The sequence below is a fragment of the Vibrio qinghaiensis genome (assembly GCF_002257545.1).
Classification (GTDB): domain Bacteria; phylum Pseudomonadota; class Gammaproteobacteria; order Enterobacterales; family Vibrionaceae; genus Vibrio; species Vibrio ordalii.
Genome location: NZ_CP022741.1, coordinates 2380481 through 2407480, shown reverse-complemented (window position 1 = coordinate 2407480; position 27000 = coordinate 2380481). Strand labels below are relative to the sequence as shown.

Genomic DNA, 27000 nt, shown 5'->3' with positions numbered 1-27000 from the left:
GTTTATTGATGGAAAAGTTTCGAGTTATTGGGTCAACACAACCTCTTCAAGGTGAAGTGACCATTTCCGGTGCCAAAAACGCTGCACTGCCTATTTTATTTGCGTCTATTTTGGCCTCTGAGCCAGTAGAAGTGGCCAATGTGCCACACCTTCGTGACATTGATACCACAATGGAACTGCTCAAACGTTTAGGCGCTAAAGTCGAACGTAATGGCTCAGTTCATGTCGATCCTAGTCAAATTGATGAATATTGCGCGCCGTATGATTTAGTCAAAACCATGCGTGCTTCTATTTGGGCTCTCGGTCCATTAGTGGCTCGTTTTGGTTATGGACAAGTCTCATTGCCTGGAGGCTGTGCCATTGGCGCCCGTCCTGTCGATCTGCATATTCACGGTTTAGAGCAGCTTGGTGCCACCATCACCTTAGAAGATGGCTACGTGAAAGCCAGTGTCGAAGGTCGTCTACAAGGTGCACACATCGTCATGGATAAAGTGAGCGTGGGGGCCACCATTACCATTATGTGCGCCGCAACCCTTGCCGAAGGCACAACCGTGCTAGACAACGCTGCGCGTGAGCCTGAAATTGTCGATACCGCACTGTTTTTGAATAAGCTGGGTGCAAAAGTGTCCGGTGCAGGCACCGATACCATTACCATTGAAGGTGTTGAACGTTTGGGTGGTGGTAAACACGCTGTTGTGGCTGATCGCATTGAAACGGGCACGTTTTTAGTCGCGGCGGCTGTTTCTCGCGGTAAAATTGTTTGCCACAACACTCACTCGCATTTGTTAGAGGCCGTGCTAGCAAAACTGGAAGAAGCGGGCGCTGAGATTGAAACGGGCGAGGGCTGGATAAGCCTTGATATGACCGGAAAAGAGCTTAAAGCGGTTTCGATTCGCACTGCGCCTCATCCTGGCTTTCCAACCGATATGCAAGCACAATTTACCCTACTCAATATGATGGCAAAAGGTGGTGGCAAGATCACTGAAACCATCTTTGAAAACCGTTTTATGCACGTTCCTGAACTGATGCGTATGGGAGCAAAAGCGGAGATTGAAGGGAATACAGTGATTTGTGGTGATGTGGAATCGTTGAGTGGCGCGCAGGTGATGGCGACCGATCTACGTGCCTCAGCCAGCCTAGTGATTGCCGGTTGTATCGCAAAAGGTGAAACCATCGTCGATCGCATCTACCATATCGATCGCGGTTACGAAAGAATTGAAGATAAACTGTCGGCTCTTGGCGCTAATATTGAGCGCATTCAAGTCAGCAGTTAAACTCTCGCTCATGCAATGGAGCCGAAATCTCTGGGTTTCGGCTTTTTTATCTTTGCTCATTTTTTATCTTTGTTCCATGGAGAACTGAAATGATTGCTCTTTTGCGTCTATTGGCCGTCGCACTGTTTGCCATTGTGATGTTTGTTTTTGGATGTGGTTACTGCTTACTTAGCCCACGCAATCCCAAACATGTATTTACGTTTGGGCGTTTATTTGCCCGTATGTCAAAATTGATGGGCATTAAATTAGAACTGCGTATCCCAGAAGATGCTTATCAACGCGGCCAGCACATCTACATTGCGAATCATCAAAATAACTGGGATCTGTGTACTGTTGCTGCGGCTGTAACGCCGAAAGTCGTGACAGTAGGAAAAAAAAGTTTAGTTTGGACACCTGTGTTTGGTCAGTTGTATTGGTTAACAGGGAATATTTTAATTGATAGATCCAATCGCAACAAAGCCAAAGGCACCATTGATCAAGTTGTCGATAGCATCAAAACCAGTGATGTGTCTGTGTGGATGTTTCCAGAAGGTACTCGCTCGCGTGGCCGTGGCATGCTGCCCTTTAAAATGGGGGCGTTTCATGCGGCAATTGGCGCCGGTGTGCCGATTATCCCTATCGTTTGCAGCTCAACTAATGATATTAAGCTTAACCGTTGGGACAATGGTCATGTGATTGTTGAGATGCTGCCACCGATCAGTATTGAAGGATATGGGAAAGAAAACTTACGGGAATTAGCGACATTATGCCGTGAGCAGATGGTGGCCAAATTAGCGCAACTGGATGAAGAGGTCGCGATGCTTGATGGTAAGCAAGTCAGGTCTCGCAGCCAGTAACAGGTTAATCTTGGGTAGTCTCCTAGAAGCTTGTTCTACAAGCTAGCAAATAGAGAAAGCCTCGAACGGTGTCGAGGCTTTGGCAAAGTGTTCAACATCAAGTTAGGCTGATTCCAATACGTTTATAGCGGATAACGCTTACTTACGTACCGCAATTGCTTCAATTTCAATACCCACATCTTTGGGTAAGCGAGCAACTTCTACGCATGAACGCGCCGGGTAGTTTGCCACGTTATGTTCATCAAAAAACTTACCGTAGACTTCATTCACCGTGCCAAAATCATTCAGATCTTTAACAAACACAGTCATTTTTACGATGTCAGAAACCGTTAAGCCAGACGATTCCACCACCGCTTTTACGTTGTCGAGAGATTGACGAGCTTGCACTGCGATATCTGCTGACACTTCACCAGTGACTGGGTTGACTGGAATTTGCCCTGAAGTCAGCACCATATTGCCAAGATCGACACCTTGTACATAAGGGCCAATTGCGGCAGGAGCCGATTCTGTATGAAGTACTTTAGTCATGATTGTGTTCCATCTATTTTTATGGGAAGAGTAGGCGTCAGTTTGCCTTTAAAGAAAGGGCAGGTAAAGTGCAAAATGCCCCACTAAAGTGAGGCATCGGTAGACTTAAATGAGGTTATATTATGACCCGCGTTCGGTCACAATCTCACGTGAGTAAACCTTCTCACAATACTTACATTTCAAACGAATATCATTTTTCTTTTCGAAAACCTTAAAGCTGCTCTCGACCGGTTCATTGTGGGAAATACAGTTGCTGTTTGGGCAGGCAAAAACATCATTGATCTGCTCAGGCAGTGTCAACGCTAGCTTTTTCACCACTTGGTAGTTTTCGATTTGGTTGACAGTCGCATGCGGTGCATAAAGTGCTAATTTATTGGCTTGGGCTTCATTAATGAACACATTTTCAATCTTCAGCAGATCTTTTGCGCCCAGCGCCGAAGAGGGTAAATTTAAGCCAATCGTGACACGTTGATGAGAATTGTGCATATCGAATAACTTTAATACTTTAATACCGATTTGTGCAGGAATGTGGTCGATAACCGTGCCGTTTTTAATGGCTTCAACCTGCAATTGAGTCTCTTTAGTCATGGTTGGGGCTCCTTTATTACAGGGTTTCGTTTAACACAAGCGCCAGCAAAGCTTCACGGGCGTAGACCCCGTTTTCTGCTTGTTGGAAGAAGTAAGCGTGCTTCGTTTTGTCCACATCAACGGTGATTTCATCCACGCGCGGAAGCGGATGTAGCACTTTTAAGTTATCGCGCGCACCTTCAAGCATGGCGGCTGTTAAAATATACGCCGATTTAATGTGCGCGTACTCTGATTCATCAAAGCGCTCTTTTTGGACGCGCGTCATATACAGAATATCTAACTGTGGAATAACGCTTTCCATATCGGTGTGCAGGCTGTATTCAATGCCTGCATCATCTAACTCTTCGCAAATATAGTCAGGCATTGCTAGCGCATCCGGCGCAACAAAGAAAAAGCGAATGTGGTTAAATTTAGCCAAAGCTTGGGTTAAAGAATGGACGGTACGGCCATATTTCAAGTCGCCAACAAAGGCGATATTAATGCTATCTAAGCGGCCTTGTGTTTCGGCAATGGTGAACAAATCAAGCAGTGTTTGGGTTGGATGCTGGTTAGCGCCGTCGCCAGCGTTAATCACAGGAACGCCGTTTGAAAATTCAGAGGCTAAACGTGCTGCGCCTTCTTGGGGGTGGCGCATCACAAACGCATCCACATAAGAGGAGATCACTTTTACTGAATCGGCCAGTGTTTCGCCTTTTTTCGCCAGTGATGTATTGCCACCATTATCAAAGCCAATCACGCTGCCGCCGATGCGTTGAATAGCGGTTTCAAAAGACAAACGAGTACGAGTCGATGGCTCAAAAAAGCAGCTTGCCACCACTTTGTGCTTAATCAGCTCTGGCTTTGGTTCCGCTTTGAGTTGGCCTGCGGTTTTCACAATCAATTCCAGCTCATCACGAGAGAGCTCCGGAATTGAGATAATGTGCTTTTGATAAAGCGAATTCACCATGGTCGTCTTCCCTATAATTTTCTAATAGCCATAAAAAAGCCCCCCAATAGGGAGGCTTTAGAAATCAAGAGAGGGGAAAAATAACGCGCCCAGTAAGTCAGCACGCTGACCTACATTGAATCGAATTGGGTTGTAGATGTGAATAACAACGTCCATTTTCATGGCTACCCCTCAGACAAATTGCTGGGAATTATACGCTTTCGTTGTGTGAGCGCAAGCGATTACCTCACAATCCTCTTCATCATTGGCACTGTCGCGGCGTTAGCTGTTTTCACTCACCCAAATCACTTACTCATGTAAGCTCATCGGGCTTCGTTCTCTTGCTGCCTTGCGACAGCACCAATGATTTTGAGGATTAAAAGTCGCTTTGGCACTGTCGCTGCGTTAGCTGCTTTCACTCACCCGAATCACTTACTCATGTAAGCTCATCGGGCTTCGATCTATGGTTGCCTTGTTTTTTTAAGCGCCGAGAGTCGCGACCATCACAGCTTTGATGGTGTGCATGCGGTTTTCAGCTTCATCAAACACAATCGAATACTCAGACTCAAATACCTCTTCGGTGACTTCCAGCCCTTTCATGCCATATTTTTCCGCCACCTCTTTACCTACAGTGGTTTCGTCGTTATGAAACGCAGGCAAGCAGTGCATAAATTTTACCTGTGGATTACCAGTTTGCTTAATCACATTCATATTGATTTGGTAAGGCGTCATTAAGGCCACGCGTTCATCCCATGCATCGGCCGATTCGCCCATGGAAACCCAAACGTCGGTATAGAGAAAATCGCATCCTTGCACGCCTTCTGGTACATTTTCAGTGAGCGTGATTTTGGCTCCCGTCTGCTTGGCAATTTCTTGGCAAGTGGTGACGAGTGATGCTTCTGGCCAAAACTGTTTGGGTGCCACAAGGCGAATATCCATGCCCATTTTTGCTGCGCCCACCATCAGGGAATTGCCCATGTTATTGCGCGCATCGCCTAGATAAGCCAGTGACACTTGGTGCAACTGCTTACCACGGCCATGCTCAATCATGGTTAAAAAGTCAGCTAAAATCTGTGTTGGGTGGAACTCGTTGGTGAGCCCGTTCCATACCGGAACGCCAGCATGTGCGCCAAGCTCTTCGACAATTTCTTGTCCAAAACCGCGATATTGGATGCCATCGTACATTCTTCCGAGTACGCGAGCGGTGTCTTTCATCGACTCTTTATGACCAATTTGCGACCCTGATGGCCCGATGTAAGAGACTTGAGCGCCTTGATCAAACGCGGCCACTTCAAATGCACATCGTGTTCGTGTTGAGGCTTTCTCAAAAATCAGCGCAATATTTTTACCCGCTAATCTTTTCTGTTCTGATCCGGCGTATTTCGCTTTTTTGAGATCAGCAGAGAGATTGAGCAGAAATTGGATCTCTTTCGGCGTGAAATCGAGCAGTTTTAGAAAGTTGCGGTTGCGTAAATTGAAAGCCATATCCCAGTCCTAAACGGTGAATGATGAATGGCCTTAGTAAAACATATAAATGCTAAATTTGTGAATAATTATTTTAAAATAAAGGCGAGATATTAATAATATCTCGCCTAATGTGATTATAAATTCTCTTCAGCGAATTCGGCCAAGCGGCTGCGCACGACGCCATTTAAGTGAATGTTGGCGCTGCCTTCAAAGTTTTTAAAGCGCTCAACCATGTAGGTCAAACCTGAGGTCACCGGGGTTAAGTAGTGGGAGTCAATCTGCGCTAAGTTACCAGAGCAGACAATTTTAGTGCCCTCACCACAGCGCGTGATGATGGTTTTGATTTGAGAAGCGGTTAAATTTTGACACTCATCGAGTAACACAAAGGCATTTTGGATTGAGCGCCCACGCATAAAGTTGATCGATTTAAACTGGATATTGGCTTTATCGCAGATGTATTTGAGTGAACCTTCGGTGCAGTGATCGTTTTTGTGCAAGGCTTCCAGTGTATCCGTTACCGCGGCCAGCCACGGCATCATTTTCTCTTCCTCTGTTCCGGGTAAGAAGCCGATCGACTCTCCGATATCTGGCGTGTTACGGGTGACGATGATCTTATCGAACATCTTCTTCTCAATGGTTTGTTCAAGAGCGGCGGCCATCGCGAGCAGCGTTTTCCCGCTACCAGCGGCTCCAGTTAAAATCACCAAATCAATGCTTGGATCAAGCAAAGCATCAAGTGCCATCGCTTGGTAGATATTTTTCGGGGTGATGTCCCACGCTTTGCGGTGCATCATTCTCTCGCGGCCAATATCAAGCAGCGTGATTTTGTCTGTGTTGATTTCATGCACGCGCGCCGAAAAATCGCTTTCTTCATCAATGACATATTGATTAATAAAGGTCGGATCAAATGGCGCCTTATCTAGCGTATGAAAGGCTTTTCCGCCGACGGTTCTGCTCTCAACTTCATCGACGTTGCTCCAAAAGTTGCCTTCACGAACTTGGAAGCCTTTGGTCAGGTACTGAACATCATCAATCAATTGGTCTGTGCGGTAATCCTCAACATAGCGCACGCCTGCACCTTTAGCGCGCAATCGCATGTTGATGTCTTTGGTGATGAGAACCACAGCGCGTGGCGCTCGTTTCGCTTGCAGGTAAAGAACAGCATTGAGGATACGGTTATCGCCGGCTTTGTCAGCAAAAGCTTTGACGGTTTCTTGCAACTCAAAGTCGGCGAGAATCGAGATAGTTCCCGTCTTGCTGGCCTCTTTAGAGAATGGAATACCTTCGGTAATTTCGTCTGGGGTGGCATCGTGAAATAAGTGCTCTAAAGCACGAATTGCGACCCGCGCATCTCGTGCAACATCGCGTTTGCTGTCTTTGATCCGGTCAAGTTCTTCAAGAACGGTCATCGGAATGACCACGTCATGCTCTTGGAAGGAGTAAATGGCTAAAGGTTCATGAAGCAGGATGTTGGTATCAAGTACAAACAGTTTCCGATCGGTATCGCCCATAAGCGTCTCCTTGCTGCTACGCAGCGTGCTTAACAAAAGATGCCAGCAAGTAGAGGTTATCGATCAATGGATGCCGGTAGTGACTCGATCGCTCGATGACTTACTGCAAGCCTGTGTTGATACTCATTGTCTGTTTGGTTCTGCATGCTTCGTGCCAGAATCATCCTGTTGACTGGTAAAGCAAGCATCGTTACAACAAGTATAGCAACCTTGTTTACTACAAATGCCACCGATTTCTTACAGTTTGATGTCAACCAAAAGTTGAAGAAAAAAATCTTGGTTATCCTTCGCTTTACACGTGACCTGTATCACGCCATCAAGTAAGATTAGCGACCTTTTTCTGCACCACACTCCAACAACAATCATAATTAGGGGTTGCCTTCACGTGGTAGCAGATCGATACAATCCATTCCAAATAAATAAGGTAGTCGATTCATGAGTTTTGCTTTGGGGCAACGCTGGATAAGCGATACAGAAAGTGATCTTGGTTTAGGTACTGTGGTAGCGCTTGATGCGCGTACTGTGACCTTGATGTTTGCTGCATCAGAAGAAAACCGCGTTTATGCACGCAGTGACGCCCCGGTAACACGAGTGACGTTCAATAGCGGCGATGTGGTTGAAAGCCAAGAAGGCTGGTCGCTACGCGTTGAGCAAGTTGTTGAAGAACAAGGACTACTCACTTATCTCGGTACGCGCGAAGACAACGATGAAAGCGGCGTGGCGCTACGTGAAATTTTCTTAAGTCACCAAATCCGTTTCAACAAACCGCAAGATAAATTGTTCGCAGGTCAAATTGATCGCATGGATAATTTTGTGTTGCGTTATCGCGCCCTCACTAACCAATATCAACAACACAAAAGCCCAATGCGTGGTTTATGTGGCATGCGCGCGGGCCTGATTCCTCATCAGCTTTATATCGCACATGAGGTTGGCCGTCGCCATGCGCCCCGCGTGTTATTAGCCGATGAAGTGGGGTTAGGTAAAACCATTGAAGCGGGGATGATCATTCATCAACAAGTGCTTTCTGGCCGCGCGGAACGTATTTTAATTGTGGTGCCGGAAACCTTGCAGCACCAATGGTTGGTGGAGATGATGCGTCGCTTTAATCTTCATTTCTCCATTTTTGATGAGGAGCGCTGTGTTGAAGCGTTCGCTGAAGCACACAACCCTTTTGATACTCAGCAATATGTGCTTTGTTCGCTCGATTTTCTGCGTAAAAGTCGTCAACGTTTTGAACAAGCACTTGAGGCGGAGTGGGATCTATTGGTGGTGGATGAAGCGCACCATCTAGAATGGAGCCAAGATAAACCAAGCCGCGAATACCAAGTGGTCGAAGGGCTAGCGCAAAATACCCCAGCGGTATTGCTGCTAACGGCAACGCCGGAGCAATTGGGCCGTGAAAGCCACTTTGCGCGTTTGCGTTTGCTCGATCCCGATCGTTTTTACGATTACGAGGCGTTCGTTGAAGAAGAAGAGCAATATGCGCCCGTAGCCGATTCAGTCAGTGCCCTGTTTTCGGGTGAGAAGTTGCAAAACGAAGCCAAAAACCAAATCACTGAGCTACTTTCAGAGCAAGATGTTGAGCCGCTGTTTCGCATTATTGAAAGCGATGCCGATGAAGAGAGCAAAGCCTCTGCTCGCCAAGAGCTGATTGATAATCTGATGGATCGCCATGGCACAGGCCGCGTGCTGTTTAGAAACACCCGCGCTGCGATTAAAGGATTCCCTGTGCGTAATGTGCACTTGATGCCGATGGAAATCCCCGCGCAATACACGACCTCGATGCGAGTGGCTGGCATGATCGGCGGTAAGCTCAGTGCTCAGGCTCGCGCGATGAAAATGCTCTACCCCGAAGAGATTTTCCAAGAGTTTGAAGGCGATGATGCAAGCTGGTGGCAGTTTGATTCTCGCGTTAACTGGCTGCTTGAAAAAGTGAAAGAGAAACGCAGCGAAAAGATTTTAGTGATCGCTTCTCGCGCTAGCACCGCGTTACAACTGGAGCAAGCACTGCGTGAGCGTGAAGGCATTCGCGCCACCGTTTTTCATGAAGGTATGTCGATTTTAGAACGTGATAAAGCCGCCGCTTATTTCGCACAAGAAGAGGGTGGCGCGCAAGTATTGATCTGTAGTGAAATCGGCTCTGAAGGGCGTAACTTCCAATTTGCTAACCAGTTGGTGATGTTTGATCTGCCGTTTAACCCAGATCTTTTAGAGCAACGCATTGGCCGTTTGGATCGTATTGGTCAACACCGTGATATCGATATCCATGTGCCGTACCTTAAAGGCACATCGCAAGCGATTTTGGCGCGTTGGTTTGATGAAGGCTTGAATGCATTTGCTGAAACCTGCCCAACAGGCCGCGCTGTGTATGATAAATATGCCGATGATCTGATTGACATGCTGGCTTCGGGAAATATCGATACGTTGGATGAGATCATTGAACAGTCAGCAACGCTCAACAAAACGTTGAAGGCTCAGCTTGAACAAGGGCGTGACCGACTGCTTGAAATGCATTCAAACGGTGGCGAAAAAGCATTGAAAATCGTCGAAAGTATAGCATCAACGGATGGCGATACTAACTTGGTTACTTTCGCTTTGAGCTTATTTGATGCGATCGGTTTAAACCAAGATGATCGGGGTGAAAACGCGCTGGTGGTCACACCATCAGAGCACATGATGGTGCCAAGCTACCCCGGTTTGCCGTATGAAGGAGCGACCATCACTTTTGATCGTGATACGGCATTATCGCGTGAAGATATGAATTTCATCAGTTGGGAACACCCGATGATTCAAGGCGGGATCGACCTACTGATGAGCGAAGGCGTGGGAACATCGGCGGTTTCTCTGCTGAAAAATAAAGCTCTGCCTGTTGGGACTTTGCTGCTTGAGTTGATCTATGTGGTGGATGCACAAGCGCCAAAACGCAGTGGTATCAGCCGCTTCCTACCTCAAACACCAATCCGTTTGATGATGGATGCGCGTGGTAATGATCTCTCTGCTCAAGTTGAGTTTGAAAGCTTCAACCGCCAATTAAGCCCAGTGAATCGTCATTTGGCCAGCAAGCTCGTTACGTCGGTACAAAATGATGTGCATAGCTTAATTGCTGCCAGTGAAAGCCAAGTTGTGAGCCGTGTTGAAGCGATTCGTGAACAAGCGCAGAAAGAGATGCAGTCGAGCTTAAACGGTGAACTGGAGCGCTTATTGGCGCTTAAAGCAGTCAACCCGAACATTCGTGATGAAGAGATCAGCGCGATTGAAGAGCAGATTAACGAGTTAAGTGGTTACATCGGTAAAGCGCAATTCCAACTGGATTCGTTGCGTTTAATCGTTGTGACGCATAACTGATCCCTTTAATTGGCCCTTGTGGCGTACATTAAAAATAACAAAGGCCTTTTTCGATAAGGCCTTTGTTTTGTCTGCTGTTACATAAGCCACTTCCACCAAATAAACAGCGCCAAAAAGCCAAACAGATAAACAAGCCCTACGATAGACAGCGCTTTGAGTTTTTTCCCTACCGCTAATTCGGCAGGCAGAGGCGTCTTAGTCACTAGAATATAGTTGAGCAGCGCAAAAATTGGCGTGGTCATAAATGCCATGATCATCGCAAAATTCAGCATTGGCATCAGTGCTGAAGCCCAAAAGGCAATGATGGCCAGCGCTAAAGCCGATACCACGATTACCCAAGCTTGGTAGCAACGTGGGCTTTGGCTCTCTTTGTTTTGCAAAAGACGTTGTGATTCTGCAATCACTCGTGAATAGCCATCAATAACGGTGATGGTGCTACCAAAAATACAGAAAAAGGCGATCACTGCAATTAAATAACGTGACCACTCACCTATGGTTGAAGCGTACAATCCGACCAATTGATGCGAAAAGCCGACGCCAGATTTCGAGAGCTCAACGCCTGTCCCGTGTAGTACTAAGGCACCAAGCGCCAAAAATACAATCGCCAAGATTGCAGTACCGATATAGCCCACATTGAAATCAAATAGCGCGGATTGCGGCGTCACTTGCTGCTCTTGGCATTGACGTTTTAGCCACACCGAAGTGATGCTCGAAATCTCAATGGGTGCGGGCATCCAGCCCATAGTTACTACCAAAAAACCAATCGCGGCGAGTGTCCAAGGTGAAGGCGAAATGGTTTCTACCACTATCTGTGCTGGGGTTGCGACGGCAATCACCACGGCGAGTAAGGTGGCGATTGTCAGTACTGCCATAATCATTTTAGAAAGTGAGTCGAGCGCGCGAAAGTGGCCTGCAAAAAGGATCAGCAAACAAGTGGTCAGCACAATCACGGAAAGAACAATATTGCCTAGCTCAAAAGGGACAAAATAGGCCAGTAAGCTGGCGCTAAACAGCAGTAACGCGGCGGTGTTTATAATGGCCGATACCACGCTTAAGAGGGCAAAAACCCATAAGTAAGCACGCCCGAGATGAGCATAGCCTTGTACTAAACTTTTGCCTGTCCCCATGGTGTATTGAATGCCAGCCTTAAAAAAGGGGTATTTTAATAAGTTGACCAGCAAAATGAGGCCTGCGAGTTGCCAGCCATAAATTGCACCTGCTTGAGTTGATGCGACGAGATGAGAGCCGCCGACGGCGGCGGCGGCCATCATAATGCCCGGCCCGAGTGAACGAAGCAGTTGTGGCAGGGTTAAACGTTTGGCCGATTGATAAGGGACGCTGTGTTCCATTCTTGTTCCTTAGACTTGATGTTGTGTTATTTATAATTTTTGCTTTTGAAGCTGACTTTAATGTCAAGCTCATCAATCAATATCACACCCAGTTAATCTGTCAATTTTAAGTGACATTTTAAGTGATGTTTCTAAGCAAGGCTGACCTACTGACGATTTCGTGATTTAACGAAACTAAGATGACTCTTCTCTATTGGCTTGGCGGAGAGGTTGTTATAATGCGCCGATTTTTTTAGGAGAAACTTTCGATGGCTATGCTTGAATACACGCCGCCCACAGATCCTTGGATTGATATTGTCTATGAAGATGATCAGATTCTCGCGGTGAATAAACCTTCAGGTCTGCTGTCGGTTCCAGGACGCTTGCCTGAGCATCACGACAGTATGTGGAGTCGTTTGGCTGAGCAATATCCAGAGATCCAAGTTGTGCATCGTTTGGATATGTCGACTTCTGGCTTGATGGTGCTGGCAAAAAATAAATACGCGGAAGGGGCATTGAAAAAGCAGTTTCAATACCGTTTAACGCATAAAATTTATTACGCTCGCGTGTGGGGCGTAATGGAACTTGACGAGGGGGCGGTTGAATTACCCCTGATTTGCGATTGGCCAAATCGGCCTAAACAGAAAGTCTGCTTTGAAGATGGGAAACCATCAAAAACTTTATATCAAGTAGCGAAAAGAGAAGAAAAAACGACAATTGTACGTCTTTTTCCTGTGACTGGCCGTTCGCATCAATTACGTGTGCACATGCAAGCTTTGGGGTATCCGATTGTGGGTGATGAGTTTTATGCCCCGCAAGAAGCGCAAGATTTTTCCGATCGTTTAGCATTGCATGCCGCAGAGCTCAGTTTTTATCACCCAAAGAGTCATTGGCTGCGCAATATTTTTGTCGGCTGTGATTTTTATCCCGAAGCACAAGAGCAAATTTTGCAACACTTTGATCCTGAGCGAAAATTACCAGATTACAAAACGTTGCCCCGACCTTAGTGTGATGTAAAGGGTACAAAATTCACATCTGCTGATGGCGTGAATAAATAAAAAAGGTCGGTATTTTCACACCGACCTTTTTAATGGTAACGCAATCGCGATTATAGCGCGACTATGGTCGCTTTCTGTTCTTCCAGTTTAACCAAGGTATCTTGATAGCCATTCAGCTTTTGACGCTCGATAGCGACAACGGCTTCGGGTGCTTTAGCGACGAACCCTTGGTTATTGAGTTTGCCTTCAATGCGTTTGATTTCACCTTGAGTTTTAGCAATCTCTTTTGCTAAGCGCTCTAGCTCTGCATCTTTATCAATCAAACCAGCCATTGGGATCATCAGTTCAGATTGACCAACCAGCGCCGTTGCACAAGCGGGAGTCTCTTCACCCTCTTCAAGAACGCGTAGAGCCTCCAGTTTAGCCAGTGACAACAGTACCGCTTTGTTCGCTTCTAAACGTGCCACTTCTTGCTTGTTGGCGGCTTTTAGCATCACGTTAAGAGGTTTACCTGGGTTGATATCGTACTCGGCACGTAGGTTGCGAATGCTAGTAATAAAGGCTTTCACCCATTCGATATCATCCAGCGCCGCTTGGTTGAAGTTCGCTTCATCGTACTGAGGCAGCGCTTGCAGCATGATGGTATCCCCTTCAACGCCGTCCACTAATGGCTTAATGCTTTGCCAAATAGTTTCAGTGATATACGGGATCACTGGGTGCGCGAGGCGTAATGTTTTCTCTAATACCGTAATTAATGTACGGCGTGTTGCACGTTGCTGCGCTTCACTGCCTTTCCATAATACGGGTTTAGTCAGCTCTAAGTACCAGTCGCAGAATTGGTTCCAGATGAATTCGTAAAGGGTATTTGCCGCCATATCTAAACGGAAGTTGTTGATATGGTTGTTGAACTCTTTAGCCGTCAATTCAAATTGAGATTCGATCCATTTATCGGCTAACGAATACTCAAGCTCGCTACCTGCGTTGAAGCCACAATCGAGATCTTCGGTATTCATCAACACGTAACGGCTCGCGTTCCAGAGTTTGTTACAGAAGTTGCGGTAACCTTCTAGGCGTTTCATGTCCCAGTTGATATCACGACCGGTTGAAGCCATCGCTGCTAGCGTGAAACGCAGTGCGTCGGTTCCATAAGGTTCGATACCATTTTCAAAGGTTTTACGTGTATTTTTCTCGATCTTGGCTGCAAGCTGTGGCTGCATCATGTTGCCACAACGCTTTTCAACCAGAGATTCAAGATCAATACCATCGATCATGTCGATAGGATCAAGCACGTTGCCTTTAGATTTTGACATTTTGTCGCCGTTTTCATCACGGATAAGGCCTGTGACATAAACAGTTTTAAATGGCACTTGTGGTTTGCCATTCTCATCTTTACAGAAGTGCATGGTCATCATGATCATGCGTGCAACCCAGAAGAAGATGATGTCAAAACCAGTAACAAGAACGTCAGACGGGTGGAATGTTTTTAGTGCCTCAGTATTTTCTGGCCAGCCTTGTGTACCAAAAGTCCAAAGAGCAGAGGAGAACCAAGTGTCCAATACATCATCATCTTGGCGCAGTACCACCACTGGGGCTAGGTTGTTTTGTTCGCGCACTTCTTCTTCGCTACGGCCGACATAAACGTTGCCGTCGTTGTCATACCAAGCAGGAATACGATGACCCCACCAAAGTTGGCGTGAGATACACCAATCTTGCACGTCACGCATCCATGAGAAGTACATGTTTTCGTACTGCTTAGGCACAAATTGAATCTCGCCATCTTCAACGGCTTTGGTTGCGACTTCCGCTAGTGGCGCTGTGCGTACATACCATTGGTCGGTCAGCATCGGTTCGATAACCACACCACCACGGTCACCGTAAGGAATGGTGAGGTCGTGATCTTTGATTTCTTCAAGCAGGCCGAGAGCTTCAAATTCAGCTACGATGGCTTTACGTGCCGCAAAGCGCTCCATGCCTTGGTACTTAGCAGGTAGATCGCTGCTGTAAGCGTCACTTGGTTCACCATTGGTGTTGAACACTTCGGCGGCGTCACGAATATTGGCATCAAAGGTGAAAATGTTGATCATCGGCAGTTGGTGGCGCTTACCGACTTCATAGTCATTGAAGTCGTGAGCAGGGGTTATCTTCACACAACCTGTGCCTTTTTCCATGTCTGCGTGCTCATCGCCCACGATAGAAATGCGACGATTGACGATTGGCAGCATGATCTCTTTACCGATCAGAGCTTGGTAGCGTGGATCTTCAGGGTTAACCGCTACACCAGTGTCACCCAGCATGGTTTCAGGACGAGTCGTGGCGACAACGATGTAGTCTTTACCATCTGCTGTTTTTACGCCGTCAGCCAGTGGATAACGGAAGTGCCATATGTGACCTTTGACGTCTTTGTTTTCTACTTCTAGATCAGAAATTGCAGTGTGCAGTTTTGGATCCCAGTTCACAAGACGTTTACCACGGTAGAGTAAATCTTCTTGGTAAAGGCGAACAAACACTTCTTGAACGGCATTGGATAGGCCTGCATCCATAGTGAAGCGTTCACGATCCCAGTCTACCGATGCGCCAAGGCGGCGAAGCTGTTTAGTGATGGTGCCACCTGATTCGCCTTTCCATCCCCAAATTTTGTCGATGAAGGCATCACGACCGTAATCGTGTTTGGTTTTGCCTTCTTCTGCGGCAATTTTACGTTCAACCACCATTTGGGTAGCAATACCTGCGTGGTCTGTACCCACTTGCCATAAGGTATTTTTGCCTTTCATGCGTTCGCAGCGGATCAAAGTATCCATAATGGTGTCTTGGAATGCGTGACCCATATGAAGGCTACCAGTGACGTTCGGCGGTGGGATCATGATGCTGTACGCTTCTTTTGATGTATCACCGTGAGGCTTAAAGTAGCCGTTCTCTTCCCAAGTCTGATACAGAGCTTGTTCGATTGCTGTTGGGTTATATGTCTTTTCCATAGTGCTCTTAAATGGATACTGTGAATGGTTAATCTTAGTCAAACTTCATAAGTGAAGGATCTTGTTAAAGATCGCCTTAACTATAAGGTTTGACCTATGGATGTTGGATCTCGATTGTTTGCAATTGGTAGCCAGCTTGACGGTAGATTTTATACCTTTCGCGTGCTCGTTGCTTTGCTTTTTCTTCGCAGGGGACGAAGTCTACCACCTCAGCAAAGGCGTTCGCAAAGGTTGTATGATTATCCGCCACATTTATTACCAGTTGACGATTCCAATTGGGTTTGACGTTGGGGTAGCCAATCTCGATATGAGTAGAGTATTTCGGGCCTTCACCCACCAGATTGTGCGCGACAAACTGTTCTGCAGGCACTTGCCATAAATGTTCGGCAAACTGTTCAGCGTGAGTTTTATCATCACAATGCAGATAAATTTTTGCCCCTTGTTTGGCGAAGTGATGAGCCAGAAATAGGACATATTGCTCAAAGCCTGCCAGCGTTGCTTGAGGGCTTTCTTCGTTCACAATGTAAAAGGTGGCTCGCTGCATGTTGTCACCTACTATCTAATCGCTCATCAACAAAAAAGGGCCTTGCGGCCCTTTTCACATTTTGAGGTTATTCCTCAGACTCTTGGCCGCTGCGGTTCAATAAGAACTGGACGAGCAATGAGACGGGACGACCTGTTGATCCTTTTGCTGCACCTGACTTCCATGCCGTGCCTGCAATATCCAAATGCGCCCAGTTATATTTCTTAGCAAATTTAGATAAGAAGCAGCCAGCGGTAATCGTACCACCAGGGCGACCACCGATATTTGCCATATCAGCAAATGGGCTCTTTAGCTGCTCATGGTACTCGTCGGCCATTGGTAGACGCCATGCGCGATCGCTTGCTTGTTCGGAAGCATTAACCAATTCATGCGCCAATGGGTTGTGGTTTGAAATCACGCCACTGATGTGGTGACCTAATGCAATCACACAAGCGCCAGTTAGTGTCGCCACATCTACCACGCAATCGGGTTCAAAACGCTCAACGTAAGTGAGTGCATCACATAGCACTAAGCGACCTTCGGCATCGGTATTGAGTACTTCAACCGTTTGGCCAGACATAGTCGTGAGAATGTCACCAGGGCGATAGGCATTGCTGCCTGGCATGTTTTCACAGCCGGCTAAGATACCCACGACATTTAATGGCAATTTCAATTTAGCCAATGCTTTCATTGCGCCAAAGACTGACGCCGCACCGCACATGTCATACTTCATTTCATCCATGCCTTCGCCTGGTTTTAATGAAATACCGCCGGAATCAAACGTTAGGCCTTTACCCACCAACACAATGGGTTTTGCATCTGGAACTGGGTTGCCTTTGTACTCAATGACCGACATCATCGACTCATTTTTTGAGCCACGACCGACAGCGAGGTAAGAGGTCATGCCCAACTTTTCCATCTCTTCTTCACCAATGATTTTGGTGGTGACGCTCTCATAGTCGTCCGCTAAGCGGCGCGCTTGAGATGCAAGATAAGCTGGGTTGGCAATGTTGGGTGGCATATTGCCGAGATCTTTCGACGCTTTCACACCGGATGCAATCGCAAGGCCGTGTGTAATCGCGCGCTCACCTAAGTTAAGCTCGCGGCGAGTCGGTACGTTAAAGACAAGTTTGCGCAGTGGGCGGCGAGTCTCTGGTTTAACGCTCTTGAATTGATCAAAGGTGTACAAGCCATCTTTCGTTGCTTCAACCGCTTGGCGTACTTTCCAATAAGTATCGCGGCCTTTAACGTGTAGTTCAGTCAGAAAACATACGGCTTCCATTGAACCCGTTTCGTTCAGTGTGCTGATGGTTTTTTGAATGATTTCTTTGTACTGACGTTCGCCTAATTCGCGCTCTTTACCACAACCTACCAGTAAAACGCGTTCAGACAGAACACCAGGGACTTGATGCAGCAGTAGCATCTGGCCGGGTTTACCCTCGAGATCACCACGGCGAAGTAGTGAACTAATATAGCCGTCGCTGATTTTATCAAGCTGCTCTGCTACTGGAGAAAGGCGGCGTGGTTCGAACACTCCAACAACGATACATGCGCTACGTTGTTTCTCTGGACTGCCACTTTTTACACTGAACTCCATGCGTACTCCTACATCCTGAAGACAAATAGAACTAAATGTTAGATAATGCGCTCTTAGTGGTTGAATCCGAGTTTGGATCTACTTTTAATTGAACGCCTAACAGTTAGTGAAAATTTTAAAAATAAAAGGTTCAACGGGAAATTATAGTGATTCAATCAAAAAAACAAGTTTTGTATAGGTAATTTCAGCGTGATTATTGTTAGATATTTGATCCGCGAGACACTCAAGAGCCAATTTGCGATCTTTTTCGTACTGTTTCTCGTGTTTCTTAGCCAACGATTTATTCGCGTTTTGGCTGAAGCTTCCGATGGTGACATTCCGGCACGAATGATCTTATCTATTGTGAGTTTAAATATGCCCGCAATGGGGTTATTAATGCTGCCTTTGAGTTTGTATATCGGCATCTTACTGACTTTTGGGCGTTTGTACGCAGAAAGCGAAATTACGGTGATGAATGCCACTGGTATCGGCAATAAATTTTTGATCCGTGCTGCACTCTATTTGGCTTTGATCACTTCAGGTGCTGCAGCATTTAACGCATTCTGGTTGGCGCCTTGGAGCCAAGACAAAGAAGCACAATTAATGGAGCAGCTCGCAGCAGAAAATAGTGTTGATTTGCTACAGAAAGGACAATTTCAACGCACACCGGATGGTTCCTCGGTAGTTTTCATCGAAAATATTGAAAACAAAAAACTGCATAATGTGTTTGTTGCACAGCTTGCGCCAAAGGATTCGATACTCCCGAGTGTGATGTTCTCTAATTCTGGCGATGTTAAAGAGCTCAGTGATGGCCGTCAGATGATCACCATGTATGACGGGATTCGCTATGAAGGCGTGCCAATACGCGTTGATTATATGATCACAAAATTTGACGAATACGAAGGTTTAATTGGCCAGCGTGAAGTTAAACCCAAAGGACGTGATTGGGAGGCGTTACCGACATCAAATCTGCTTTCCAACCCGGATCGAAGAGCGAAAGCTGAGTTGCAATGGCGAATTTCTCTGGTGATTTGTATTCCGTTACTCACCATGCTGGTGGTCCCTTTGTCGGCGGTTAACCCTCGACAAGGACGCTTTGCGAAAATGGGACCAGCAATCTTAATTTATTTGGCCTATTTTATGGCCATCAGCGCAACCAAGTCCGCCATTGAAGATGGCTCACTTGCTACGGTGATCGGTATGTGGCCAATCAATGCTGCGTTACTTTTGGCGGCGATTTCAGTGAATATCATGGACAGTGTGCCAGTGCGGCGCTTCAAAGATAAACTAAGACAAAAGAAGGCAGCATAACGCGTGTTTAAGATTTTAGATTTATACGTCGGCCGTACTATTGTTGCGACAACCTCGCTAGTGCTGGTGACCTTTGTTGGTTTGTCCGGCATTATCAAATATGTTGAGCAATTGAGAAAAGTCGGGGAAGGAAGCTACGATTTACTGCAAGCTTTATTGTTTGTGGTGTTGAGTATTCCTCGTGATATCGAGATGTTTTTTCCTATGGCCGCCTTACTCGGTGCGTTGATTGGGTTAGGTATGTTGGCATCAAGTTCTGAGCTCGTTGTCATGCAAGCTGCGGGGTTTTCTAAGCTTAATATCGGTATGTCGGTATTAAAAACCGCAGTGCCATTAATGATCATTGTCACCTTGCTTGGCCAATGGGGAGCACCCCAAGCGCAGAAGATGGCGCGAGATCTGCGAGCTTTTTCTCTCTCTGGCGGTAGTATTGTTTCAGTGCGCAGCGGTGTGTGGGCGCGCGATGTGAATGATTTTATCTTTATTGGTAAAATTGATGACAACAAACTCTATGGCTTAAATATGTGGCGCTTTGATAACAATAAGAGTTTGCAAAACATCCTTTTTGCCGAAGAGGTGGATTACGATAAAGACAATCAATGGGTAATGAAAAATGTTCAAATCACCGACATGCGCGATGATGTATTGATAACAAAGCAAACATTACCTGAATATCGTTGGACGACCTCATTAGCTCCAGACAAACTGGCGGTAGTTACGGTCAAACCTGAAGAGTTGTCACTGAGTGGCTTGTACGATTATGTCAGCTATTTAAAAACGTCGGAGCAAGATGCTTCACGCTACGATCTGGCGTTGTGGCGTAAAATTACTCAACCTTTTTCTATTGCTGTGATGATGTTGATGGCATTGTCGTTTATTTTTGGGCCATTGCGTAGCGTTACTATGGGCGCAAGGATTTTGTCAGGCGTGATTGCAGGCTTTACATTTTATATTTCCAGTGAGTTTTTCGGCCCACTGAGTCTTGTTTATGGTATCCCACCAGTGTTTGGTGCCGTCGCACCTAGTTTGGTGTTTCTCAGCGTTGCTGTAATGTTGTTAAGACGAAAACTCTAAAAATGACAGGTAAGAACTATCAACAAAAAGGAAGGGCAAACCTTCCTTTTTGTTATTCCGGCTCAATTAACTTTAGGAAGTACCACTACTTTAGTTTTGGCCCAAATATCTTGGAACCCTCTTTTTTGCTGATCAAAGGGTACGGTGAGGTTTGCCAAGCCAAAGCCTGAGGTGAACAAACGTATTAAAGCTTGCGTGGCGCTGATTGAATTTCCATCTTGTTCGTTAATTATCAAAAGTCGCCAAGCACGCATCCCTAATGTCTGGCCTGCTCTTGTCCAGAAAAAGACGAAGAAGTAGACCCAGACAGCGGCAAGGTAAAATGTGTAAACATAGCTCCAAATGGGATGACGAGTGAGAAGGTCGCTGATATCTGCATACGAGCCATAGCTCATCACATTCAACGCAACGAGAGCTTCTAATATAGCAACGACAACACCAGCAGCCATCATCTCCAGAGCAATGATGATTAATGCATCGTAAATGAGCGCACCAAATCGGCGTAATAATCCGGCAGGCGGTAGAGAAATAGAGTTACTCATCATATCTAAACATCTTTTGTATTCGCGAAATTGCAGCAGCATATAGCCTCGAAGAGGATCTGAAAAGAGAAGAGACGCACAGCTTGAAGGTTTGTGGCGAAAATATCGGCAAACGATTTGTATTTCAATATTTTGTTATTGCGCCAATAACTTTCTTACGTATAATGCCAACCATCAAAGGGCAATGCCCAAGATGCCGGTGTGGTGAAATTGGTAGACACGACGGATTCAAAATCCGTTTCCTTCGGGAGTGGCGGTTCAAGTCCGCCCACCGGTACCATAATTTAAACAGCAAAGCCTCGACGAAAGTCGGGGCTTTGCTGTTTTTGTCCTCGAAATAATAGCCCACTATATTAGATAATTGGGACTCTTTTGATAGCCTTCACATACTTCTATACTGAACAGCGCACATTTCTCGCTTCTAGCCATACACATTTATATCAACACGACTAATATGTAGTTGATGAACTTTTGAGTGACTTCTTTTAAACTCATCTTCCGCATAAACTTCCAGATAAAATACGAGACTATCTTAATCAACGTTCTAGGAGCTCTTATTTCTTCGATAGTGAGGAGTGTAACCTCAATGTTATGGTGATAATAAGGAGATTTAAAGAGGGGGATCGACTGTTAATTAATCGACATTTAACATTTTGATGTCTTTTTGTTCGCTTGAGCTATTGGGAGGTGCTTTTTTCGAAAAACCGCTTGCACTCATCTCCGTTCTCCCTATAATGCCGCCTCACTGACACGGCACAGCCAGTAAGGGTTCAAACCCAACTAGCCAGCCAATCAGTAGGTCAAATCAGTAAGACGAAATAATATAAAAAAGTGTTTGACACTCACAATTATCTCGCTAGAATGGCCGCCTCTTCAAAGGAAGCCTCGGCAACCCAACGAAGAACGCTCTTTAACAATATAAACCTATCAATCTGTGTGGGCACTCGTTGATGATAATCGAAAAAGATTTATCAATGAACTGAGTGACCTGAACTAGCAATAGTTCGAATGCTTTTTGATTTCACTTTTTCTTAAAAAGTGAAGACCAAGAAGCGGCACAGTCAATTCATTGTTGTTCTGTTGGAACAACAATAGCTTTAAAATTACTTTTTTACTTTCGAGTAAGAGCAGTTTTGAAGTCAGTATTCATTGAGCCGGTCTTAGGACCAACAAAACTTTAATTGAAGAGTTTGATCATGGCTCAGATTGAACGCTGGCGGCAGGCCTAACACATGCAAGTCGAGCGGCAGCACAGAGGAACTTGTTCCTTGGGTGGCGAGCGGCGGACGGGTGAGTAATGCCTAGGAAATTGCCCTGATGTGGGGGATAACCATTGGAAACGATGGCTAATACCGCATGATGCCTACGGGCCAAAGAGGGGGACCTTCGGGCCTCTCGCGTCAGGATATGCCTAGGTGGGATTAGCTAGTTGGTGAGGTAATGGCTCACCAAGGCGACGATCCCTAGCTGGTCTGAGAGGATGATCAGCCACACTGGAACTGAGACACGGTCCAGACTCCTACGGGAGGCAGCAGTGGGGAATATTGCACAATGGGCGCAAGCCTGATGCAGCCATGCCGCGTGTATGAAGAAGGCCTTCGGGTTGTAAAGTACTTTCAGTCGTGAGGAAGGTGGTGTTGTTAATAGCAGCATCATTTGACGTTAGCGACAGAAGAAGCACCGGCTAACTCCGTGCCAGCAGCCGCGGTAATACGGAGGGTGCGAGCGTTAATCGGAATTACTGGGCGTAAAGCGCATGCAGGTGGTGGATTAAGTCAGATGTGAAAGCCCGGGGCTCAACCTCGGAACCGCATTTGAAACTGGTTCACTAGAGTACTGTAGAGGGGGGTAGAATTTCAGGTGTAGCGGTGAAATGCGTAGAGATCTGAAGGAATACCGGTGGCGAAGGCGGCCCCCTGGACAGATACTGACACTCAGATGCGAAAGCGTGGGGAGCAAACAGGATTAGATACCCTGGTAGTCCACGCCGTAAACGATGTCTACTTGGAGGTTGTGGCCTTGAGCCGTGGCTTTCGGAGCTAACGCGTTAAGTAGACCGCCTGGGGAGTACGGTCGCAAGATTAAAACTCAAATGAATTGACGGGGGCCCGCACAAGCGGTGGAGCATGTGGTTTAATTCGATGCAACGCGAAGAACCTTACCTACTCTTGACATCTACAGAATCCTGCGGAGACGCGGGAGTGCCTTCGGGAACTGTAAGACAGGTGCTGCATGGCTGTCGTCAGCTCGTGTTGTGAAATGTTGGGTTAAGTCCCGCAACGAGCGCAACCCTTATCCTTGTTTGCCAGCACGTAATGGTGGGAACTCCAGGGAGACTGCCGGTGATAAACCGGAGGAAGGTGGGGACGACGTCAAGTCATCATGGCCCTTACGAGTAGGGCTACACACGTGCTACAATGGCGCATACAGAGGGCAGCAAGCTAGCGATAGTGAGCGAATCCCAAAAAGTGCGTCGTAGTCCGGATTGGAGTCTGCAACTCGACTCCATGAAGTCGGAATCGCTAGTAATCGTAGATCAGAATGCTACGGTGAATACGTTCCCGGGCCTTGTACACACCGCCCGTCACACCATGGGAGTGGGCTGCACCAGAAGTGGTTAGTTTAACCGCACTTTCTTCGGAGAGAGTGGAGGACGATCACCACGGTGTGGTTCATGACTGGGGTGAAGTCGTAACAAGGTAGCGCTAGGGGAACCTGGCGCTGGATCACCTCCTTATACGAAGATTACACTGATGAGTGTCCACACAGATTGATGGTTTATACAGTTTAAGAGACGATGCTGGGTCTGTAGCTCAGGTGGTTAGAGCGTTCGCCTGATAAGCGAGAGGTCGGTGGTTCAAGTCCACTCAGACCCACCAATTCTTCCTCCCAGAAGATTGGCACACAGTATCACGCACCTGATGGGGTTATAGCTCAGCTGGGAGAGCGCCTGCCTTGCACGCAGGAGGTCTGCGGTTCGATCCCGCATAGCTCCACCATCTTTAAGCGCACTAGCAATAGTGTTTTTAAAAATGGTTTTCATTAGAAAATCGTGCTCTTTAACAATTTGGAAAGCTGACTGATAACAACGAACGTGTTTGTTGTTATCAAATAAAAGTTCTCAACATCAATGCGTTTAACGTATTGATACCAAACACATTCAAGTGTTCTTGCGAAAGCTTACTTCGGTAAGTTTTCAAAATTGAGTCCGGCAAAATCAAACGTCTCTCGCTCATTCAAATAATGAGAGACAACCTTGGTGACTTGTCTGCAACACGAAACTTCTTCGGGTTGTATGGTTAAGTGACTAAGCGTACACGGTGGATGCCTTGGCAGTCAGAGGCGATGAAGGACGTAGTAACTTGCGATAAGCGTAGATTAGGCAGTAACAGCCACTTGAGTCTACGATTTCCGAATGGGGAAACCCACGTGCATAAGCACGTATCCTTACCTGAATACATAGGGTAAGGAGGCAAACCGGGGGAACTGAAACATCTAAGTACCCCGAGGAGAAGAAATCAACAGAGATTCCGAAAGTAGCGGCGAGCGAAATTGGACTAGCCCTTAAGCTTTTAATGATGCAGGTGAAGCCTCTGGAAAGTGGCGCAATAAAGGGTGATAGCCCCGTAACTGTTCCATCATTATAAGTGAAATCGAGTAAGGCGGGACACGTGTTATCCTGTCTGAACATGGGGGGACCATCCTCCAAGGCTAAATACTACTGACTGACCGATAGTGAACCAGTACCGTGAGGGAAAGGCGAAAAGAACCCCTGTGAGGGGAGTGAAATAGAACCTGAAACCGTGTACGTACAAGCAGTAGGAGCAGGCATTGTCCTGTGACTGCGTACCTTTTGTATAATGGGTCAGCGACTTATATTCAGTGGCAAGGTTAACCGAATAGGGGAGCCGTAGGGAAACCGAGTCTTAACTGGGCGCTTCAGTCTCTGGATATAGACCCGAAACCGGGTGATCTAGCCATGGGCAGGTTGAAGGTTGAGTAACATCAACTGGAGGACCGAACCGACTAATGTTGAAAAATTAGCGGATGACTTGTGGCTAGGGGTGAAAGGCCAATCAAACTCGGAGATAGCTGGTTCTCCCCGAAAGCTATTTAGGTAGCGCCTCGGACGAATACTACTGGGGGTAGAGCACTGTTAAGGCTAGGGGGTCATCCCGACTTACCAACCCTTTGCAAACTCCGAATACCAGTAAGTACTATCCGGGAGACACACGGCGGGTGCTAACGTCCGTCGTGGAGAGGGAAACAACCCAGACCGCCAGCTAAGGTCCCAAATTACTACTAAGTGGGAAACGATGTGGGAAGGCTCAGACAGCCAGGATGTTGGCTTAGAAGCAGCCATCATTTAAAGAAAGCGTAATAGCTCACTGGTCGAGTCGGCCTGCGCGGAAGATGTAACGGGGCTAAGTAGTAAACCGAAGCTGCGGCAATACAGTTTACTGTATTGGGTAGGGGAGCGTTCTGTAAGCCGTTGAAGGTGTGTTGTAAAGCATGCTGGAGGTATCAGAAGTGCGAATGCTGACATGAGTAACGATAAGGGGGGTGAAAAACCTCCCCGCCGGAAGACCAAGGGTTCCTGTCCAACGTTAATCGGGGCAGGGTAAGTCGACCCCTAAGGCGAGGCTGAAAAGCGTAGTCGATGGGAAACGGGTTAATATTCCCGTACTGCTTATAATTGCGATGGGGGGACGGAGAAGGCTAGGTGGGCCAGGCGACGGTTGTCCTGGTTCAAGTGCGTAGGCTAAGAGACTAGGTAAATCCGGTTTCTTGTTAGGCTGAGACACGACGTCGAGCTGCTACGGCAGTGAAGTCATTGATGCCCTGCTTCCAGGAAAAGCCTCTAAGCTTCAGATTATAAGCAATCGTACCCCAAACCGACACAGGTGGTCGGGTAGAGAATACCAAGGCGCTTGAGAGAACTCGGGTGAAGGAACTAGGCAAAATGGTACCGTAACTTCGGGAGAAGGTACGCTCTTATTGGTGAAGTCCCTTGCGGATGGAGCTGACGAGAGTCGCAGATACCAGGTGGCTGCAACTGTTTATTAAAAACACAGCACTGTGCAAAATCGCAAGATGACGTATACGGTGTGACGCCTGCCCGGTGCCGGAAGGTTAATTGATGGGGTTAGACTTAGGTCGAAGCTCTTGATCGAAGCCCCGGTAAACGGCGGCCGTAACTATAACGGTCCTAAGGTAGCGAAATTCCTTGTCGGGTAAGTTCCGACCTGCACGAATGGCGTAATGATGGCCACGCTGTCTCCACCCGAGACTCAGTGAAATTGAAATCGCTGTGAAGATGCAGTGTACCCGCGGCTAGACGGAAAGACCCCGTGAACCTTTACTACAGCTTGGCACTGAACATTGAACCTACATGTGTAGGATAGGTGGGAGACTTAGAAGCGCAGTCGCTAGATTGCGTGGAGTCGACCTTGAAATACCACCCTTGTCGTTTTGATGTTCTAACGTAGGCCCCTCATCGGGGTTGCGGACAGTGCCTGGTGGGTAGTTTGACTGGGGCGGTCTCCTCCCAAAGAGTAACGGAGGAGCACGAAGGTGGGCTAATCACGGTTGGACATCGTGAGGTTAGTGCAATGGCATAAGCCCGCTTAACTGCGAGAATGACGGTTCGAGCAGGTACGAAAGTAGGTCATAGTGATCCGGTGGTTCTGAATGGAAGGGCCATCGCTCAACGGATAAAAGGTACTCCGGGGATAACAGGCTGATACCGCCCAAGAGTTCATATCGACGGCGGTGTTTGGCACCTCGATGTCGGCTCATCACATCCTGGGGCTGAAGTCGGTCCCAAGGGTATGGCTGTTCGCCATTTAAAGTGGTACGCGAGCTGGGTTTAGAACGTCGTGAGACAGTTCGGTCCCTATCTGCCGTGGGCGTTGGAAGATTGAAGGGGGCTGCTCCTAGTACGAGAGGACCGGAGTGGACGAACCGCTGGTGTTCGGGTTGTCATGCCAATGGCATTGCCCGGTAGCTAAGTTCGGAATTGATAAGCGCTGAAAGCATCTAAGCGCGAAGCGAGCCCTGAGATGAGTCTTCCCTGGCACTTTAAGTGTCCTAAAGGGTTGTTCGAGACTAGAACGTTGATAGGTTGGGTGTGTAAGCGCTGCGAGGCGTTGAGCTAACCAATACTAATTGCCCGTGAGGCTTAACCATACAACACCGAAGG

The 27000-nt window shown here is 47.0% G+C and carries 16 protein-coding genes, 3 tRNA genes and 2 rRNA genes; 11 read left to right on the top strand and 10 right to left on the bottom strand.

Features of this window, described 5'->3' with window-relative positions; all coding sequences use genetic code 11:
* Positions 1-8 precede the first annotated feature (8 nt).
* Positions 9-1274 (top strand): UDP-N-acetylglucosamine 1-carboxyvinyltransferase, encoded by a 1266-nt coding sequence (murA, locus tag CCZ37_RS11115; protein ID WP_026029130.1) that lies wholly within the window; start codon positions 9-11, stop codon positions 1272-1274.
* An 89-nt stretch (positions 1275-1363) separates the two neighbouring features.
* Positions 1364-2110 carry a 1-acylglycerol-3-phosphate O-acyltransferase gene (locus CCZ37_RS11110; RefSeq protein WP_094500536.1) on the top strand — a complete coding sequence of 249 codons (747 nt, stop codon included), beginning with the start codon at positions 1364-1366 and terminating at the stop codon, positions 2108-2110.
* A 138-nt stretch (positions 2111-2248) separates the two neighbouring features.
* Here CCZ37_RS11110 and CCZ37_RS11105 read toward each other — a convergent pair whose 3' ends face one another.
* The 5 genes from CCZ37_RS11105 to CCZ37_RS11085 all read right to left on the bottom strand — a co-directional run bounded on the left by CCZ37_RS11105 (position 2249) and on the right by CCZ37_RS11085 (position 7129).
* Positions 2249-2638, bottom strand: coding sequence for a RidA family protein (locus CCZ37_RS11105; protein WP_013855986.1), 390 nt, complete (start codon positions 2636-2638; stop codon positions 2249-2251).
* 120 nt (positions 2639-2758) lie between these two features.
* A complete protein-coding gene (pyrI, locus tag CCZ37_RS11100; protein WP_094500535.1) occupies positions 2759-3226 on the bottom strand; it encodes an aspartate carbamoyltransferase regulatory subunit in 468 nt (155 codons plus the stop codon).
* A 16-nt stretch (positions 3227-3242) separates the two neighbouring features.
* On the bottom strand, positions 3243-4172 hold the full coding sequence (pyrB, locus tag CCZ37_RS11095; RefSeq protein WP_094500534.1) for an aspartate carbamoyltransferase: 930 nt from the start codon (positions 4170-4172) through the stop codon (positions 3243-3245).
* A 459-nt stretch (positions 4173-4631) separates the two neighbouring features.
* Entirely contained in the window at positions 4632-5636 is a 1005-nt protein-coding gene (argF, locus tag CCZ37_RS11090; RefSeq protein ID WP_094500533.1) for an ornithine carbamoyltransferase, read from the bottom strand.
* Positions 5637-5752: 116 nt separating this feature from the next.
* Positions 5753-7129: a PhoH family protein gene (locus CCZ37_RS11085; protein WP_010318836.1), complete on the bottom strand. Its 1377-nt coding sequence runs from the start codon at positions 7127-7129 to the stop codon at positions 5753-5755.
* A 435-nt stretch (positions 7130-7564) separates the two neighbouring features.
* Between CCZ37_RS11085 and rapA the strand changes: the two genes are divergently transcribed.
* Positions 7565-10474, top strand: a complete 2910-nt coding sequence (rapA, locus tag CCZ37_RS11075; RefSeq protein ID WP_013855992.1) for an RNA polymerase-associated protein RapA — start codon at positions 7565-7567, stop codon at positions 10472-10474.
* Positions 10475-10551: 77 nt separating this feature from the next.
* Here rapA and CCZ37_RS11070 read toward each other — a convergent pair whose 3' ends face one another.
* Entirely contained in the window at positions 10552-11823 is a 1272-nt protein-coding gene (locus tag CCZ37_RS11070; RefSeq protein ID WP_094146855.1) for an NRAMP family divalent metal transporter, read from the bottom strand.
* 248 nt (positions 11824-12071) lie between these two features.
* Between CCZ37_RS11070 and CCZ37_RS11065 the strand changes: the two genes are divergently transcribed.
* Positions 12072-12809, top strand: a complete 738-nt coding sequence (locus CCZ37_RS11065) for an RluA family pseudouridine synthase (RefSeq protein WP_010318839.1) — start codon at positions 12072-12074, stop codon at positions 12807-12809.
* Positions 12810-12910: 101 nt separating this feature from the next.
* Here CCZ37_RS11065 and CCZ37_RS11060 read toward each other — a convergent pair whose 3' ends face one another.
* From CCZ37_RS11060 to pepA, 3 genes are all read right to left on the bottom strand, one after another.
* A complete protein-coding gene (locus CCZ37_RS11060; RefSeq protein ID WP_094500532.1) occupies positions 12911-15772 on the bottom strand; it encodes a valine--tRNA ligase in 2862 nt (953 codons plus the stop codon).
* A gap of 94 nt (positions 15773-15866) precedes the next feature.
* Positions 15867-16316: a DNA polymerase III subunit chi gene (locus tag CCZ37_RS11055; RefSeq protein WP_017043380.1), complete on the bottom strand. Its 450-nt coding sequence runs from the start codon at positions 16314-16316 to the stop codon at positions 15867-15869.
* A gap of 67 nt (positions 16317-16383) precedes the next feature.
* Positions 16384-17892 carry a leucyl aminopeptidase gene (gene pepA, locus CCZ37_RS11050; protein ID WP_094500531.1) on the bottom strand — a complete coding sequence of 503 codons (1509 nt, stop codon included), beginning with the start codon at positions 17890-17892 and terminating at the stop codon, positions 16384-16386.
* A 189-nt stretch (positions 17893-18081) separates the two neighbouring features.
* Here pepA and lptF point away from each other — a divergent pair, with 189 nt between their 5' ends.
* Positions 18082-19182, top strand: a complete 1101-nt coding sequence (gene lptF, locus CCZ37_RS11045) for an LPS export ABC transporter permease LptF (RefSeq protein ID WP_094500530.1) — start codon at positions 18082-18084, stop codon at positions 19180-19182.
* A gap of 3 nt (positions 19183-19185) precedes the next feature.
* Complete coding sequence (lptG, locus tag CCZ37_RS11040; protein WP_010318844.1) at positions 19186-20256, top strand: LPS export ABC transporter permease LptG; 1071 nt, start codon at positions 19186-19188, stop codon at positions 20254-20256.
* 62 nt (positions 20257-20318) lie between these two features.
* Here lptG and CCZ37_RS11035 read toward each other — a convergent pair whose 3' ends face one another.
* Complete coding sequence (locus CCZ37_RS11035) at positions 20319-20840, bottom strand: RDD family protein (protein WP_094500529.1); 522 nt, start codon at positions 20838-20840, stop codon at positions 20319-20321.
* A 153-nt stretch (positions 20841-20993) separates the two neighbouring features.
* On the opposite strand from CCZ37_RS11035, the gene CCZ37_RS11030 reads away from it, so the two are divergent.
* The 5 genes from CCZ37_RS11030 (at position 20994) to CCZ37_RS11005 (ending at position 26987) form a co-directional block, all read left to right on the top strand.
* Positions 20994-21078: transfer RNA gene (locus CCZ37_RS11030), tRNA-Leu, on the top strand.
* Positions 21079-21976: 898 nt separating this feature from the next.
* Positions 21977-23535 (top strand): 16S ribosomal RNA (locus CCZ37_RS11020).
* 65 nt (positions 23536-23600) lie between these two features.
* Positions 23601-23677, top strand: a tRNA-Ile gene (locus tag CCZ37_RS11015).
* 44 nt (positions 23678-23721) lie between these two features.
* Positions 23722-23797 (top strand) — tRNA-Ala (locus tag CCZ37_RS11010).
* Between the two features lie 298 nt (positions 23798-24095).
* A 23S ribosomal RNA gene (locus CCZ37_RS11005) occupies positions 24096-26987 on the top strand.
* Together the 16S and 23S rRNA genes with 2 tRNA genes alongside form the textbook arrangement of a ribosomal RNA operon.
* The last annotated feature ends 13 nt before the right edge of the window (positions 26988-27000 follow it).

Bases quoted from the DNA above. Each gene is read 5' to 3' on its own strand.
- CCZ37_RS11035 (WP_094500529.1), bottom strand. From the start codon at position 20,840: ATGCTGCTGCAATTTCGCGAATACAAAAGATGTTTAGATATGATGAGT.
- CCZ37_RS11060 (WP_094500532.1), bottom strand. From the start codon at position 15,772: ATGGAAAAGACATATAACCCAACAGCAATCGAACAAGCTCTGTATCAG.
- murA (WP_026029130.1), top strand. From the start codon at position 9: ATGGAAAAGTTTCGAGTTATTGGGTCAACACAACCTCTTCAAGGTGAA.
- CCZ37_RS11105 (WP_013855986.1), bottom strand. From the start codon at position 2,638: ATGACTAAAGTACTTCATACAGAATCGGCTCCTGCCGCAATTGGCCCT.
- pyrI (WP_094500535.1), bottom strand. From the start codon at position 3,226: ATGACTAAAGAGACTCAATTGCAGGTTGAAGCCATTAAAAACGGCACG.
- CCZ37_RS11065 (WP_010318839.1), top strand. From the start codon at position 12,072: ATGGCTATGCTTGAATACACGCCGCCCACAGATCCTTGGATTGATATT.
- CCZ37_RS11070 (WP_094146855.1), bottom strand. From the start codon at position 11,823: ATGGAACACAGCGTCCCTTATCAATCGGCCAAACGTTTAACCCTGCCA.
- argF (WP_094500533.1), bottom strand. From the start codon at position 5,636: ATGGCTTTCAATTTACGCAACCGCAACTTTCTAAAACTGCTCGATTTC.
- CCZ37_RS11085 (WP_010318836.1), bottom strand. From the start codon at position 7,129: ATGGGCGATACCGATCGGAAACTGTTTGTACTTGATACCAACATCCTG.
- CCZ37_RS11110 (WP_094500536.1), top strand. From the start codon at position 1,364: ATGATTGCTCTTTTGCGTCTATTGGCCGTCGCACTGTTTGCCATTGTG.
- pepA (WP_094500531.1), bottom strand. From the start codon at position 17,892: ATGGAGTTCAGTGTAAAAAGTGGCAGTCCAGAGAAACAACGTAGCGCA.
- CCZ37_RS11055 (WP_017043380.1), bottom strand. From the start codon at position 16,316: ATGCAGCGAGCCACCTTTTACATTGTGAACGAAGAAAGCCCTCAAGCA.
- rapA (WP_013855992.1), top strand. From the start codon at position 7,565: ATGAGTTTTGCTTTGGGGCAACGCTGGATAAGCGATACAGAAAGTGAT.
- pyrB (WP_094500534.1), bottom strand. From the start codon at position 4,172: ATGGTGAATTCGCTTTATCAAAAGCACATTATCTCAATTCCGGAGCTC.